Raw genomic sequence first — 13,929 nt, forward strand, 5'->3', positions numbered from 1 at the left:
CTAAAATAAATTGTTTTATCTGAAATTCCTTCCCGTCGGGAAAATTTCAGTCTGCACGTCGCGCCTTACCTGCGTCCGTTTGTTGATTGCTTGTGACACATATTCATCCTTTTCGTCGGCGCGGGAAAGCGTAAGTATGTCGGGATTTTCAGTTTCAATGGTTGTGAGCTTTTTGAGTAAAACAGACAAATCATAGCATTTCTGAACAATTACGTGCGTTACGTCTCCTTCTCTTTGCAACCTTCCTTCCACCATCAGCAGCCGCGCGCGCAACACTTCTTTCCGGTATTTTTCAAACAGCTTTTCAAAAACCACCAGGTTCGCATAGCCAGTTTCATCTTCAATCGTAATAAAACAAACCCCTCCCGCCGTACCAGGCCGCTGCCTGACGAGCACCAGCCCTGCTACTTTCACCGGCCGGTTGTTGCCGATCAGTTCCAGATCGTTGGTGGAATAAATGCCTTGCTCTTTCAGCTTTTCACGCACAAAACTCACCGGGTGTGCTTTTAAAGACAGTGATGTGGAAGCATAATCCTGCACCACGTGCTCAGAAGCGGTCATAAGCGGCAACTGTACCTGCGGCTCAGTGGCACTGGCCGAGGGTTGACCTTCAAATAAACCAATGGGCCGGTCGCTCAATGCAGTCACTTCCCAAAGTGCCCGCCGCCTGTCCAGCCCGATCGACCTGAATGCATCCGCATCAGCCAGTCGCTCCAATGCAGCCTGCGACACGCTGGCCTCGCGCAGGTGGTGCACGCTAGAGTAAGGTTTTTCCCTACCCGCTATCAGTGACTGGATTTCATCTTCCCGCATTCCTTTGATCTGCCTGAAACCTAAGCGGATCGGATGGTACTTACCCGTTTTTTCTTCCAGAATATTATCCCACTGAGAATGGTTGATATCTACTTCGCGAACTTCCACATCGTGTTTTCGGGCGTCGATGATGATTTGCGCGGGCTGGTAAAAACCCATTGGCATACTGTTCAGCAGTGCAGTAGCGAATACTTCTGGGTAAAAGCATTTAAGATAGCAGGACACATACACCAGCAATGCAAAACTGGCCGCGTGGCTTTCGGGAAAACCGTAGCTGCCGAATCCTTCGAGTTGTTTGAAAATGCGTCTTGCAAATTCTTCGGTGTAGCCTCTCGCGGTCATTCCCTCCACCAGCTTTTTTTCAAACCGCTCTACCATTCCCTTCACTTTAAAAGTTGCCATACTTCGCCTCAGCTCATCTGCTTCGGAAGGCGTAAAACCGGCAGCAACAATCGCAATTTTCATAGCCTGCTCCTGAAAAAGGGGCACTCCCAGGGTTCTTTCTAATATTTTTTCCAACTCAGGAGTTGGATACTCCACTAGCTCTTCATCATTCCTTCTGCGCAAATAAGGATGCACCATATCCCCCTGAATAGGCCCTGGGCGCACAATTGCTACTTCGATCACCAGGTCGTAAAACACGCGTGGCTTCAATCGGGGGAGCATAGACTGCTGCGCCCGGCTTTCGATCTGAAATACACCGATTGTGTCCGCCTTGCAGATCATATCATAAACCCTGTCATCCTGCTCGATATTAGCAAGTGTGTAATCCTTGCCATAATGCAGTTTGGCGAGGTCAAAAGCTTTGCGAATGCAGGTAAGCATCCCGAGCGCGAGTACATCGATTTTCAGGAAACCCAGCGTGTCAATATCATCTTTATTCCATTCAATGCAGGTTCGGTCTTCCATTCTTGCATTCAGAATCGGGCATAAGTCTGACAATTTACCCTGCGTGATCACAAATCCGCCGGTATGCTGGCCGAGTTGGCGTGGGAAGCCCATGTACTGTTTGGTAAGGTCCAGGATTTTGATCAAATGCGGATCTTTTGGGTTAAAACCCTGCTCGGCTACTCGTTTACCTTCAAACCATTCATCTGTAAATTCCCAGATCGAATTGGAAAGCCGGTTGATCGCGTCCAGCGACATGCCCATTACCTTCGCCACATCCCGGATCGCACCACGCTGGTGTACCTGCGTAACAGTTGCTACGATACCCGCACGATCGCGACCGTATTTTTGATAGATATATTGAATTACTTCCTCCCTCCGCTCGTGCTCAAAATCCACATCAATATCTGGCGGCTCATTTCTGGCCGAAGAGATAAAACGTTCAAAAAGCAGGTCGATTTGCATTGGATCAACTGAGGTGATACCTAAACAGTAGCAAATGGTCGAATTAGCCGCAGATCCCCTCCCCTGGCAAAGGATCTTCTGCTCTTTGGCAAACCTGACAATATCATAAACGGTAAGAAAATAAGGCGCATAGTCCATCTCCTTGATGAACACCATTTCATGCTCGATCGCAGACCTGATCTTTTCAGGAACACCATCAGGATATCGCTCTTTTGCTCCTTGCCACGTCAGCTCAGCCAGTTCTTCCAGCGGCGAGCGACCTTGTTTGGTTATTTCTTCCGGATAAACATATTGAAGTGAGTCGAGTGAGAAACGGCAGGCATCTGCTATTTCACGGGTACGTTTAATAGCGTCGGGGTACCAGGCAAAGAGGCGCTTCATTTCTTCTTCTTCCTTCAAAAACCGCTCGCCGTTTTGATATAGCTTGAAACCTGCATTGTAGATGGTGCACTTTTCGCGAATGCAGGTCAGTACATCCTGTAATTCCCTGCGTTGCGGATGGTGATAATACACATCATTTGTGGCGACCATCGGCACATTCAATTCCTCAGCAAGCTGCGAAATCCGGTACAGCTTTTTGGTATCGTCCCCCTGGTAAGTGCGAGCAGCGGCAATGTAAAGCTGACTTCCCAGGTTCTTTTTGTATTCTCTTAATGCTCTTCTGAATTCGGGTTCAAAATCAAATGCTGCATTGAGTGTAGCAGGCGGCACGACTATGAACTTCATTCCTTTTGCGTATTTGTACACATCTTTTCTATACAAATGGCATTGTCCTTTCTCAGTACGTATATTACCCTCCGTCAACAAAGCGGAAAGCCGGGAGTAGGCATTTTTGTTAGTAGGGTATGCGAGCAGGCTTGGTCCGTCCAGCAAGTCAAGCCGACAGGCAGGTATGACCCTGATACCTTTGAGTTTTTTGGCAGCCGCATGTGCACGCACTACCCCTGCGAGTGTGTTCCGGTCGGTGATCGCGATTTTTTTGTACCCGTAATTCACAGCCTGCGCAACCAGCTCTTCCGGGTGCGAGCCTCCGCGCAGAAAGCTGAAATTGGTTGTTACCTGCAGTTCCGTATACATCAGACAAAAAATCCGTGAATGAACCATATCCGCTTATCCTCCTCATAATGCCCCAGCCGGAAGATCCAGTAGCGTGCTCCATGCTGATCTTCAACGCAATAGTAATCCCGGTGCTCACCTTCTTCGAGCCACCATTCGCTCTCGATCCTTTCAGGCCCGTCTGCTTTCCGGATCATGTGCACCTTACCTCTATAATTAAAAAGAATGGGCGGATAATCCGGTAACATCGACGTCACAAATACTTTTTCAGGAATTGCCAGCAGCTGTACCGGCCGAAACCGGTCGGTACGCCAGGGAGTCGGCATTGGATCTTTCAGCGAAGCTGCCTCGCTGACCGACCTTTCGGGCCAGTAATGTTCCACAGGCAAAAAGCGGCGGATCACCTGCATTCCTGCCCTACCCGCAAGTCTGTCGAGCAATTCCATTAAGGTAACCCGGTCATTTTCTCCGGAAATATTCCAGATCGACTCCTGCACCGGGTCAACATCTTCTACCTCAGGAGCTTCTATAACAAACAATTCAATACCCAAGGCAGGCCGCAACGTCTGGATTTTGAGTTCAAAAAGTTTGAAAAGATGCTCCCGGTGATTGGATGCGCAGTTAGTAACTATATCAATCTGTACAATTTTTCCATCTACCCGAAATCCTTTAAATATTGCTTTTCTTAAACCTTTACCTTCTTTTAAAAACCGCTTGCAAAGCTTTTTAAGGAGGATTTTTAATGCAATCGCAATTCCGGTAGCTGTCACGATCGGCTCCATGCAGGGAAGTCTGTCTTGATAGGGCACAATGGGCTGCACGGGCTCGATGATTTCCAGTGCATGCCCGGTCGCCTGGTCCAGCCGGTCTAGTAACTGCTGACCAAAACGCCTTCTCAACACGGGACGCGGCATATGGATGAAATTGCGGATCTGGTACAAACCCAGTTTATGCAGCTTTTCAACAATAGCAGGTTCAATGCGCAATGCTGCAGGCGGCAAGCTGAGCAATGCATTTGCCTGATGATCAGGCGGCACTATTGACTTAGCCGCCCCGAAATGCGCCATTGCCCAGGCCGCTCCGATCGTGTCCGCGATACCTACCCTTACCTGGTACCCTTGTTTACTAAGCTTACCTGCTATTTCCGCCAAGTAATTTTCTTCGCCTTTCCATAAATGCGTGCAACCGGTTATGTTGAGGATCAGACCGTCTGGTGGATCAATTGATACAATGGGCGAATAACGGATGCACCATTCCGCCAGACTTATTAAAAGCGTCGTGATTTCCTCAGGCTTTTCATTGATCACTTCCAGGTCCGGGAAAATAGCCCGGGCATCCGCTACTACCATTCCAGGCTCAATCCCGTTATCCTGCGCCTGCTGACTGGCAGCCTTTACCACCATCCGGTTACGTTCCGGCGCAGCCAGAACAAACTGCTGCTCCTTCAACTCGGGCCGTCTGATTGTTTCCCAATCTGTCGCTAAATGCCGGAACCATATGTTAGCGAAGCGCAGATGCATATTTTAGCCCATTTAAAAAATTAAAAGATTGTTTATTAATAAGTTACAAAATAAATGATATTTTAAATATCAATAAATTGATTACAATAATATCAAATTGCTTGTATAAGTGCAATCTTTTTTTGAAGTTTGAGCCAGACAAAATCATTTCTATACACCTAAAAGAAAGCACTATGACAACAGACAATCACCTATCGCTTTTTGAAGAAATCAGGAGAACAGACGAGCAGGGAAATGAGTATTGGAGTGCGCGGGATCTGGCAAAAATCCTAGAATATACGGAGTACCGCTACTTCAAAGCAGTGATTGAAAGAGCCAAGGAAGCTTGCAAAAACAGCGAACAGAACGTTTCAGATCATTTCGTTCAAATGCACGAAATGATCGAGCTGGGTAAAGGCGCAAAACGGAAAAGTGATAATATGAAACTCTCCCGCTACGCCTGCTACCTGATCGTACAGAATGCCGACCCTTCCAAGGAGGTCGTCGCACTAGGCCAGACTTACTTTGCCGTACAAACGCGTTTGCAGGAGATCCAGCAAATGGAAGCGTACAATAACCTTCCGGGAGAAAATGAGAAGCGTGTTTTCTTGCGCGGAGAAGTGACCAGGCATAATCTGCTACTTGCCAACTCTGCCCGCATTGCCGGTGTAGTCGAACCTGTTGATTATGCCATTTTTCAAAACCACGGTTATATGGGATTGTACGGAGGGTTGGATGCAAAAGCAATCCATGAAAAGAAAGAACTTAAAAAAAGTCAGCACATTCTGGATCATATGGGTAGCTCCGAACTCGCTGCAAACCTTTTCCGCACGACACAAACGGACGATAAGCTTAGACGTGAAAAAATTACAGGTAAGCAAAAGGCGAATCAAACGCATTTTGAAGTAGGCGCGAAAGTGCGGCAGACGATCGAAGAGCTAGGAGGTACCATGCCGGAAAACCTGCCGAATGCAGGCAGTATTAAAAAACTGGCCAGAGTCAATGATGTTAAGAGAATCAGGAAGAAGTAGTTAGAACAAATAAATGGGTACGGGGAGATGGAACAATTCAAATTATTCAACGATAGGGAGCACCTTTCGCTTCCGCAACATTTAATGGATTATGTGCCTGATTTTTTTGATAAAAAGACAAGTGACTTATATCTGAAAATCTTCGTTCTCACCATTCCCTGGCAGCAAACAAAGGTGGTGATGTATGAAAAAGAAGTACTTACACCGCGTCTTTCTGCATGGTTTGGCGACCGGCCGATGGTAAAGGGGGACAAAAGACCACCTATTGAATGGACAGAAGAACTTTGGGAAATTAAAAAGAAAGTGGAAGACTATACGGGAATGAATTTCAATGGCGTATTGCTCAACTATTACCGCAACGAGAAGGATTCAGTAGCCTGGCATAGCGACAAGGATACGATACCCGGCATGAAAACCGAAATCGCCTCCGTGAGCTTCGGACAGGCTCGTGCTTTCGATTTCCGGAACAAGAAAGATCATCGCCAGCAATATTCGCTGGAACTGGAAAATGGCTCATTGCTGCTCATGAAAGGCGATTTGCAAAGGTTTTGGGAACACCGGGTAGCCAAATCAGCTAGGCCCATGAACGCGAGGATCAACCTAACATTTAGGAAGGTTATGCATTAAAAACAAAACTAAATTCCAAAAACCAAAAGCTAAAAGCCAACAGCTAATAGCCAACAGTTAACAGCCCATCGAATTATTACGTAAGTTGGAATCCGAAAACGATTCTAACCCATGAGTGAAACCAAATTTAACATCGCCGTATTGATCGATGGGGACAATGCGCAGGCCAAATTGATGAAGGAAACTTTGGAGGAAGTTTCCAAGTATGGGAAAGCGACTATCCGACGCATTTACGGCGACTGGACCACGCAGCATATGAACAGCTGGAAAGAAATTGTCAATCAGCATTCGATCAGTCCGATCCAGAAATTTTCTTATACTACTGGCAAAAACTCAACCGACAGCTCGCTCATTATTGACGCAATGGACATTCTGCATAGCAAGAGTGTCGAAGGTTTTTGCATTGTGTCGAGTGACAGCGATTACACCGGACTTGCGAAGCGGATCCGGGAAGAAGGGCTATTTGTAATGGGGATCGGGCGGAAAAATACGCCGATCGCATTTGTAAATTCATGCGAGATCTTCACATTCAGCGAAAACCTGGTGGCAGAGCTGGATACAAGTGCCGAAGAACCCGAACCGCTGAAAGTGGATATTACCCCGAAGGAAATTGTCAAAAAAGAGCATAAAAAACAGGAGCCCAAGCGCAGATACCCGAAGATCGATATGAACATTATTGACAAAGCATTTGAGATATCGGCCAACGAGGAAGAAGAGGCATTCATTTCCAAAATTGGCACCTCACTTCGAAAAATCGATCCCAGCTTCGACTCACGTACCTACGGATTCAAAACGCTGACATCCCTTTTCAAAAGTCTGGACAAATATAAAATCGTAAAAAATGATGTAAATGGACTGAACCACCCGCTGGTTAAGTTGAAATAAGAATCAAAATATAATTGACAAACCGAGTTGACCATGATCCACATCACGCAATTTGTTTATGTCCGCGAGGGTAAGGAGGACCTTTTTCATGAATTCGAATCGCGGGTTTTGCCTTTGCTCGAACGCCACAACGGCAAACTGCTGATGCGGATCAGGCCCACTGCCGACCAGTTTATCGCTGGCGAGCTCGACCCTCCGTACGAAATCCACCTCGTCAGCTTTGAAGATGAAGCTGGCTTGCAGGCTTACGGAAATGACGAGGAGCGGCTCAAATGGCTGAATATGAAGGACGAATCAGTGACGAGCGTGATTATGGTAAAGGGCTGAACCATGTTGTCGCCGAATTGCAAATAGGCCGATTAATCAAGAAATAATATGGAAAAGACAGTCTCCAGAGGGTTGCTGGCTGTATATGTAGTGGTGTTGGTCTGGTTTGTACTATTCAAGTTGACATTCAGTATTCCGTACCTGCTCGATGGCGCAAACAGAACGCTCAACCTGATTCCCTTTGGTGCACCTGCCATCAGGCATGGCCGGATTAATTACGGAGAAATGATCATAAATTGTGTGATCTTCATTCCATTTGGTTTGCTTTTGAGCGCCTGTTTTAAAAAAGCCAGATTTTGGCCGAAGCTTGCTATTATACTTGCATTCAGCTTTGTAGTAGAACTGCTTCAATACATATTCGCCATTGGAGCAACTGACATCACCGACTTGATCACAAATACATTGGGCGGCTTTATCGGACTTCAACTCTACGATTTGAGCAATAAGTATATTTCCAGCAAATACTTGGACCGTACGATCATCGTCCTGGGCATACTCCTTTTGCTCTTTTTCCTGTTTGTACGGTTTATGTTTATTATTCTGCGGTGATAGACTAATTCTCCCGTTCCCTGGCAAGAACATGCAGCGCACCGGATTGTAGTCTAGCCAAAATATGCATCAGGAAAATGCCGCTAGACATAAATATTTGTAACAACGGTGGCCCCAAGAGATCGCACAAATGCCATAGGCATGTAACAACGAAAACATTACATCCCTCCGGGATCTCCACATCGTACTTGCCATCTCAGTCTACCGATGTTTTGCCGCGCTGCGGCTTTTGCTTCGGTGTAGCACAATTTCTGAACTAGTAAAGCCAAGAGCCAGGCAATCCGCGAAGGCTACCTGGCTCTTGGTTTGAAGATGGAGTGATTAATCCCTCTTACTTTTTCATCTCGCCAATGCGCTCAAAGAAGAACACCAGCTCTTTAAAAGACGCGAAAATGTGACTCGCGCGTGGATTGTAGCCGAGCTCTGGCTGGGCGACCATATAGCCGCTGTAAATGTCCCAAAGGTCATTGACCCAGGTGGAAGCGTGGCTCTGGCTGAGCAACTCTGCGACTTCCCGGCCGTAAGCCAGGTGCCTCGAATCCGGAGATTCGTCGGAATTTGGTTGTGTTTGCATAGTGTTACATTATTAGGATGGAAAACAGGGGTGCCCTGTTTTAGGTGTCCTAGCAGATGTAACACCGCTTGGGGAGCTTTCGCCGACCCCCACCATAACAGGGCATTTCTTGCAAGATTCTTCATATGTTACATTTGATTAGGAGCTTGAAGGTTCGGAAGAAATTTGGAGAAATGCAAATCTTGTTAGACTCTCTGATTTGCTTGAAGGCCGAATTTTGAAGGGTACGAGAAAGCGCTTACCGTTTAATAATTGGTTAGAATAATTACTTCCGTTTGATAAAATAATTGGGTTTTTTGGAGGAAAAGTTTAATTCTGACAAACCTCCTAAAAATTTTATCATCATGGCATGGAGTTTCCGTAAACGAATCAAAATAATACCAGGAGTACACTTTAATTTCAGTAAAAGTGGAATAACTACATCCATTGGAGTGAGGGGAGCAAGTTTAACTATTGGTAAATCTGGGACATATTTAAATACAGGGATCCCGGCACTTGGTTTATATCACCGGGAAAAGTTAACAGGTAAAAATAATAAGCCGCTAATTGATCCTCAAACATTTAACGAGCATTTAGTTAGCGATCAAAGCGATAATATTTTCAGTGCAGATGTTCAGGAAATAACTAGCCAGGATATGCAGGGGATAAAGGAAGCAATTTTGCTAGCTCATCAGCAACGTTTAGATTTGCAAATGGATTTACGCAAAATTCAGTTTGCAGCTACTCTCTCAGTCTTCAAATTGGCAGCGTCTTACATACTAATTTATGGTCTTGTAAAAAAAGCCATTGCCGAAAATATCCGTGTTGACTTATTAGCGCAAAAAGAAGCAGTAAAACAAACAAAACAGCAGATCGAAAATTGTTTTGTAAAACTTGAAGTAGATTTTGAGCCACATATTCAAGAAAAATATGATGCTCTCATCCGAGCTTTCCAAAAGTTAACATCTTCACATCGAATCTGGGACGTGACGAGTGCACATTATCAAGACCGAGTTGCAGCACGTTCATCTGCAAGTACACTGGTAAATAAGCGCGATGTCAGATTTACTTTAAAATCTCTACCTGACATTAAATCAGATCTAAATGCGCTTTATTTTCAAAACGCAAATGGGGCTGATCTATATTTCTATCCTAGCTTTATTATTATGTATTCTTCAAAAACCAGTTTTGCAGTAATTGGATTTGATGAAATTCAGTTCAATTACAGATATGTTCGGTTCACAGAAACGGGTTCAGTGCCACCAGACTCGACAATTATTGATAGAACTTGGGCAAAGGTCAATAAGAACGGAACGCCAGATAAAAGATTCAAAAACAATTATCAAATTCCCATTGTGAAGTATGGAGAGATTAGTTTGCAAACCAATACTGGATTGAATGAAGAATACGAATTCAGTAACTATGAGTATACGGAAGAATTCGGTAGAGCATTCGTAGATTATCAGAATGCTATTAGGAAGCTTAGAAAATTGTAGCTCAGAGACATTCAGAAATAATCATCGAACTAAAATAATTTTGCTAGCTTCATTAAATGTGCTCTCCACTAACCCACATGCGATAACCTTTTCAACGCCTCTCCAACACTCCCCAAAAAGTTAATCCTCCCAATCCTGTTACTTTCAAAAATGAAATCTTGAATGCTTTTCCCGGAATATTTTTCAAAGTCACCTACAATGGCCAGGCGCATCCGGTAGTTTGAGAATTTCTGAAGTACCTCTCCTGCAATGCCCGTTTTCAGGTCAAAGAAGGCGGGTGTAATATTCTCTTCGTGAATGACAATGCTATCAAATCCCTGGTAATAAAGATTACCGAGCAGGTCCAATCCGTCTTCCACGGTTTCGATAATCAGCTTGTCAGAAGTGACTTCGCCAATCTGAACTTCATCGACAGTATGAGATATAATGTTCATTTAAATGTTCGATCTATACTAAAAACGATTAAGCAAATTTCCCACCTTAGATTCAATTATAAAAGATCATTTCGATCATTCAATCATTCAATCATTCAATCATTCGATCATTGAATCATTCACTTCTCAACGCCTTCACCGGATTCATCAACGCCGCCTTCACCGACCGATACCCTACCGTCACAATCGCAATCAAAAACGTAATCCCAATTGCAGCCAAAAAAATCGTAGCATTCAAATCAATATGATACTTGAAATCAGCTAAGTACTTATCCATCAACCACCAACCAATCGGCGCGGCGATGACGAAGGCGATTACCAGGAGCTGGGCGAATTGCTTGCCGAAGAGCCAGATGATACTTCCGATGCCGGCACCTAAGGTTTTGCGGACTCCGATTTCTTTGGTTTTTTGGGCGGCCATGAAGGAAATGAGTCCTTACAGGCCGAGGCAGCCGATGAAGATCGCGATGGCGGCGAAGATCCACATGAGCTTTAAAACGAGCTCGTCGGTTCCGTAAAAATACGTCAGGTGATCGTCCAGGAACTGGTAGGAATAAATGTACTCGGCATTGGTTTCGTTCCAGATCTTTTCGAGGGAGGCGAGGGTTTTAGGCACATTTTGTCCGCTGATTTTGAGGGCCACGCGGGAATAATGGTCGGACCGCGTGGTGAGGCAAACCGGCTCGATCTTGGAGCGGAAAGAGAAATTATGAAAGTCTTTCATCACCCCCACGATCATGCCGTCCGCGCCATTGACACTCACATTTTTCCCGATCGCCTCCTCCGGTTTCACGCCCAGCTTTTTCACGGCGGTTTCGTTCAGCAGATATTCCCGCACAGTATCGGACTGAGCAAGGTTACGGCCAGCCACCAGCTGCAAACCGAACATGGAAAGGTATTCAGGATCACCGGATTTAAGGAAAATCGTGAACTTCTCCTGCTCGGGGCGCGATGCGTAGCGGATGCCTGTATCAAAATTCCCGTCGGGCGAGGCAGGCGGCGCTTCGCAAAAGGCGATCTTTTCAACTTCCGGCAACTGCGACAGCCGCGCACGCATAGCGCTGGTTTTGGCCGGGGACGTTTCGGGCACAGGCAGCATTACAATGGCGTCTTTTTTGAAACCCATATCAGCCTCACTGTTGAACCGCATCTGACTAGTGACGACAATCGTGCCGATCAGAAGCGTTTGCGAAATGGCAAATTGAGTTACAACCAAACCTTTCCGAATGGAAAATCCGCCGACCTGACTTTGCGTCATTTTGCCTTTGAGCGCCATAATGGGCTGGAAACCTGCGAGTACCAGTCCAGGATAAGAGCCGGCAACGAAAGTTACGACGACAAGCAAGCCGAAAATGAAAAGAGGTTGGTTGAAATCCTGCAACAAACCGAGCGTGACGCGCGTCGACAGCATTTCGTTCATATACGGGAGCGAGAAGTAAGCCAACCCAATCGCGAACACGAAAGCGATGACAGTAATGAGGGCGGTTTCGGTAATGAATTGCCAGAAAAGCTGCGATTTCATACTTCCCATTACTTTTCGCACACCAATTTCCCTACTGCGCCCCAAAGCTTGCGCCGTGGCGAGATTAATGAAATTGACGCAGGCAGTGATGATCAGGAAAACGGCAATGAGGGACAGCGCAATCAGCTGGCTTTTAGCAATGGCGCCGCCGAATTCCTGGTTCATATGCACGTCCGAAAGCGGCTGCAAATGGTAGCTGAACGTTTTAGCGCCTTTTGCATCGTAATATTTGGTGGAAATGCCGGCCATTAACCTGTCCGCTTTGACAATGTCGGTACCGGGTTTCAGGAGTACGAAAGCCTGGGTGCCGCTATAAATGCCGCCCCAGCTATTGAGCCAGGGTTGCGTTTGGCTGATCGTGACGTATGAAAGGAAGATCTCCTGGCGGAAATCGGTGTTTTCAGGCAAATTTTTGATGATACCTGTAACGGTGATATCGGTTTTGTTATCGAGCCGTAAGCTTTTACCCAATGCATTTTTTACACCAAAATATGTCTCTGCCAATCGCTCTGTGATCACGGCAGTATTGGGCTGTGAGAGCATGGTTTGAGGGTCTCCCGCTACCAATGGGAAATCCATTATTGCAAAGAAATCCGGCTCCGTATAAGCCACACCGTCACCAAACTTCGGATTGTCTTTTCGCGACGGAATGGAAATGGTGCCGCCAAAATTGATCGTCATCGCGGCTTTTTCTACAAATGCATAATCGTCGCGCATGGCGGCGCCAATCGGCTGCGGCACGATGCCGTACTTGCTGACGGTTTCATTGTGCAGCTCGGAGGTGACACGGTAAATACGGTCGGCATTTGCGTGAAATTTATCGAAACCCAAATGGTAATTGACGAATGAGAAAATAAGGATCGCACAGCTCATTCCCAGCACGAGGCCGAGGACGTTGATGAGGGTGTAGGATTTGTGGCGTGCAAGGGTGCGACGTGCGGTGGTGAGGTAGTTTTGGAGCATGATTGTTACGGCTATCGGTGGTCGGCTTTCGGCGGTCGGCTTTTTTTTGCGGTTGACTATTGGCGGTTGGCGGTTAGCTGTTGGCGGTTGACTTTTAGCTTTCTTAAGGGTTAGTAATCTTTTTTTTAGGAAATAGGGTTTGGCGAATTTTAGGGTTTCTAGCGCATATATTCTCTCTGCTGCCTTTACTCCTACTCTTTTTACATCCAGCTCGAATTGTTCCTGCAGGTCGCCTTGGAGTTCTTCGAAGAGTTCGTGCGGGCAAAGCAGTTTGAATAAGTTATTGGCCCAGCGCGGTGGAGCGATTTGGTTGTTGTCTTTCATGATTGGGAGGGATTTACGATGGCGGTCCAGAACTGGTTCCTTACTTCCTGGATTTCGGCCAGCATTTCGCGGCCTGCATTGGTGATGCTGAAAAGGCGCTTCTTCCTTCCGCCCCGACTCAATGTTGCCCCGCCCATTTCTGAGATGAGGTAGCCTTTCTCTTCAAGCCGGTACAATGCAATGTGCACGGCGCTCAGACTGATGGTCCGGTTGGCACGCTGACGGAGCTCTTCGGCAATGCTCACGCCATAAGCGCCGGTGTTGAGGACGGTAACTGCGAGCAGGACAAGTTCTTCAAATTCGCCTAAGTAGGATCTTCCCATTTGTTGAAATGTATTTTCTTGATATTTGCTAAACAAATGGTGTGCCGAAAGACTTGCACTATCATTGTAATCTCATTATCAGTGAATTAGATTATTACAATAACTTTTTTATCTGTTCGAAAGTGAACGGGTAGTTGCGGGAATGAACGTAATCTGATGAATATCGGCACGACA

13 protein-coding genes and 1 pseudogene are annotated in these 13,929 nt (G+C 46.1%); 6 read left to right on the plus strand and 8 right to left on the minus strand.

Features of this window, described 5'->3' with window-relative positions:
• Positions 1–15: 15 nt before the first annotated feature.
• Together AC1XTG_RS18115 and AC1XTG_RS18120 are read right to left on the minus strand one after the other, a co-directional pair.
• Positions 16–3,243 (minus strand): error-prone DNA polymerase, encoded by a 3,228-nt coding sequence (locus AC1XTG_RS18115; RefSeq protein WP_484842919.1) that lies wholly within the window; start codon positions 3,241–3,243, stop codon positions 16–18.
• Positions 3,243–4,742 carry a Y-family DNA polymerase gene (locus AC1XTG_RS18120; protein WP_484842920.1) on the minus strand — a complete coding sequence of 500 codons (1,500 nt, stop codon included), beginning with the start codon at positions 4,740–4,742 and terminating at the stop codon, positions 3,243–3,245. The genes AC1XTG_RS18115 and AC1XTG_RS18120 overlap by 1 nt, the downstream gene beginning before the upstream one ends.
• A gap of 173 nt (positions 4,743–4,915) precedes the next feature.
• Here AC1XTG_RS18120 and dinD point away from each other — a divergent pair, with 173 nt between their 5' ends.
• The 5 genes from dinD to AC1XTG_RS18145 all read left to right on the plus strand — a co-directional run bounded on the left by dinD (position 4,916) and on the right by AC1XTG_RS18145 (position 8,140).
• Positions 4,916–5,752, plus strand: coding sequence for a DNA damage-inducible protein D (dinD, locus tag AC1XTG_RS18125; RefSeq protein WP_484842921.1), 837 nt, complete (start codon positions 4,916–4,918; stop codon positions 5,750–5,752).
• A gap of 27 nt (positions 5,753–5,779) precedes the next feature.
• Positions 5,780–6,379, plus strand: coding sequence for an alpha-ketoglutarate-dependent dioxygenase AlkB family protein (locus AC1XTG_RS18130; RefSeq protein ID WP_484842922.1), 600 nt, complete (start codon positions 5,780–5,782; stop codon positions 6,377–6,379).
• A 111-nt stretch (positions 6,380–6,490) separates the two neighbouring features.
• Entirely contained in the window at positions 6,491–7,264 is a 774-nt protein-coding gene (locus AC1XTG_RS18135; RefSeq protein WP_484842923.1) for an NYN domain-containing protein, read from the plus strand.
• A gap of 33 nt (positions 7,265–7,297) precedes the next feature.
• On the plus strand, positions 7,298–7,591 hold the full coding sequence (locus AC1XTG_RS18140; protein WP_056284724.1) for a hypothetical protein: 294 nt from the start codon (positions 7,298–7,300) through the stop codon (positions 7,589–7,591).
• Positions 7,592–7,639: 48 nt separating this feature from the next.
• The gene (locus AC1XTG_RS18145; RefSeq protein WP_056284726.1) at positions 7,640–8,140 is read left to right on the plus strand and encodes a VanZ family protein; all 501 of its coding nucleotides are present in this window, start codon (positions 7,640–7,642) and stop codon (positions 8,138–8,140) included.
• A 331-nt stretch (positions 8,141–8,471) separates the two neighbouring features.
• Here AC1XTG_RS18145 and AC1XTG_RS18150 read toward each other — a convergent pair whose 3' ends face one another.
• A complete protein-coding gene (locus tag AC1XTG_RS18150) occupies positions 8,472–8,714 on the minus strand; it encodes a hypothetical protein (protein ID WP_484842924.1) in 243 nt (80 codons plus the stop codon).
• A 296-nt stretch (positions 8,715–9,010) separates the two neighbouring features.
• Here AC1XTG_RS18150 and AC1XTG_RS18155 point away from each other — a divergent pair, with 296 nt between their 5' ends.
• Complete coding sequence (locus AC1XTG_RS18155) at positions 9,011–10,189, plus strand: DUF4236 domain-containing protein (RefSeq protein ID WP_229238623.1); 1,179 nt, start codon at positions 9,011–9,013, stop codon at positions 10,187–10,189.
• 68 nt (positions 10,190–10,257) lie between these two features.
• Here the strand turns inward: AC1XTG_RS18155 and AC1XTG_RS18160 are convergent, their stop codons facing one another.
• The 5 genes and pseudogenes from AC1XTG_RS18160 to AC1XTG_RS18180 form a co-directional block, all read right to left on the minus strand.
• On the minus strand, positions 10,258–10,623 hold the full coding sequence (locus tag AC1XTG_RS18160; RefSeq protein WP_484842925.1) for a DUF4180 domain-containing protein: 366 nt from the start codon (positions 10,621–10,623) through the stop codon (positions 10,258–10,260).
• 115 nt (positions 10,624–10,738) lie between these two features.
• Positions 10,739–11,044 carry an ABC transporter permease gene (locus tag AC1XTG_RS18165; protein WP_484842926.1) on the minus strand — a complete coding sequence of 102 codons (306 nt, stop codon included), beginning with the start codon at positions 11,042–11,044 and terminating at the stop codon, positions 10,739–10,741.
• A gap of 15 nt (positions 11,045–11,059) precedes the next feature.
• Positions 11,060–13,108, minus strand: a complete 2,049-nt coding sequence (locus tag AC1XTG_RS18170) for an ABC transporter permease (protein ID WP_484843136.1) — start codon at positions 13,106–13,108, stop codon at positions 11,060–11,062.
• Between the two features lie 129 nt (positions 13,109–13,237).
• A pseudogene (locus AC1XTG_RS18175) lies at positions 13,238–13,432 on the minus strand (permease prefix domain 2-containing transporter); the annotation flags it as partial.
• A complete protein-coding gene (locus AC1XTG_RS18180; protein WP_484842927.1) occupies positions 13,429–13,755 on the minus strand; it encodes a PadR family transcriptional regulator in 327 nt (108 codons plus the stop codon). The gene AC1XTG_RS18180 and the pseudogene AC1XTG_RS18175, both read right to left, overlap by 4 nt.
• Positions 13,756–13,929: the final 174 nt, after the last annotated feature.

This window comes from Dyadobacter sp. HNCC25DJ183, from assembly GCF_056895175.1.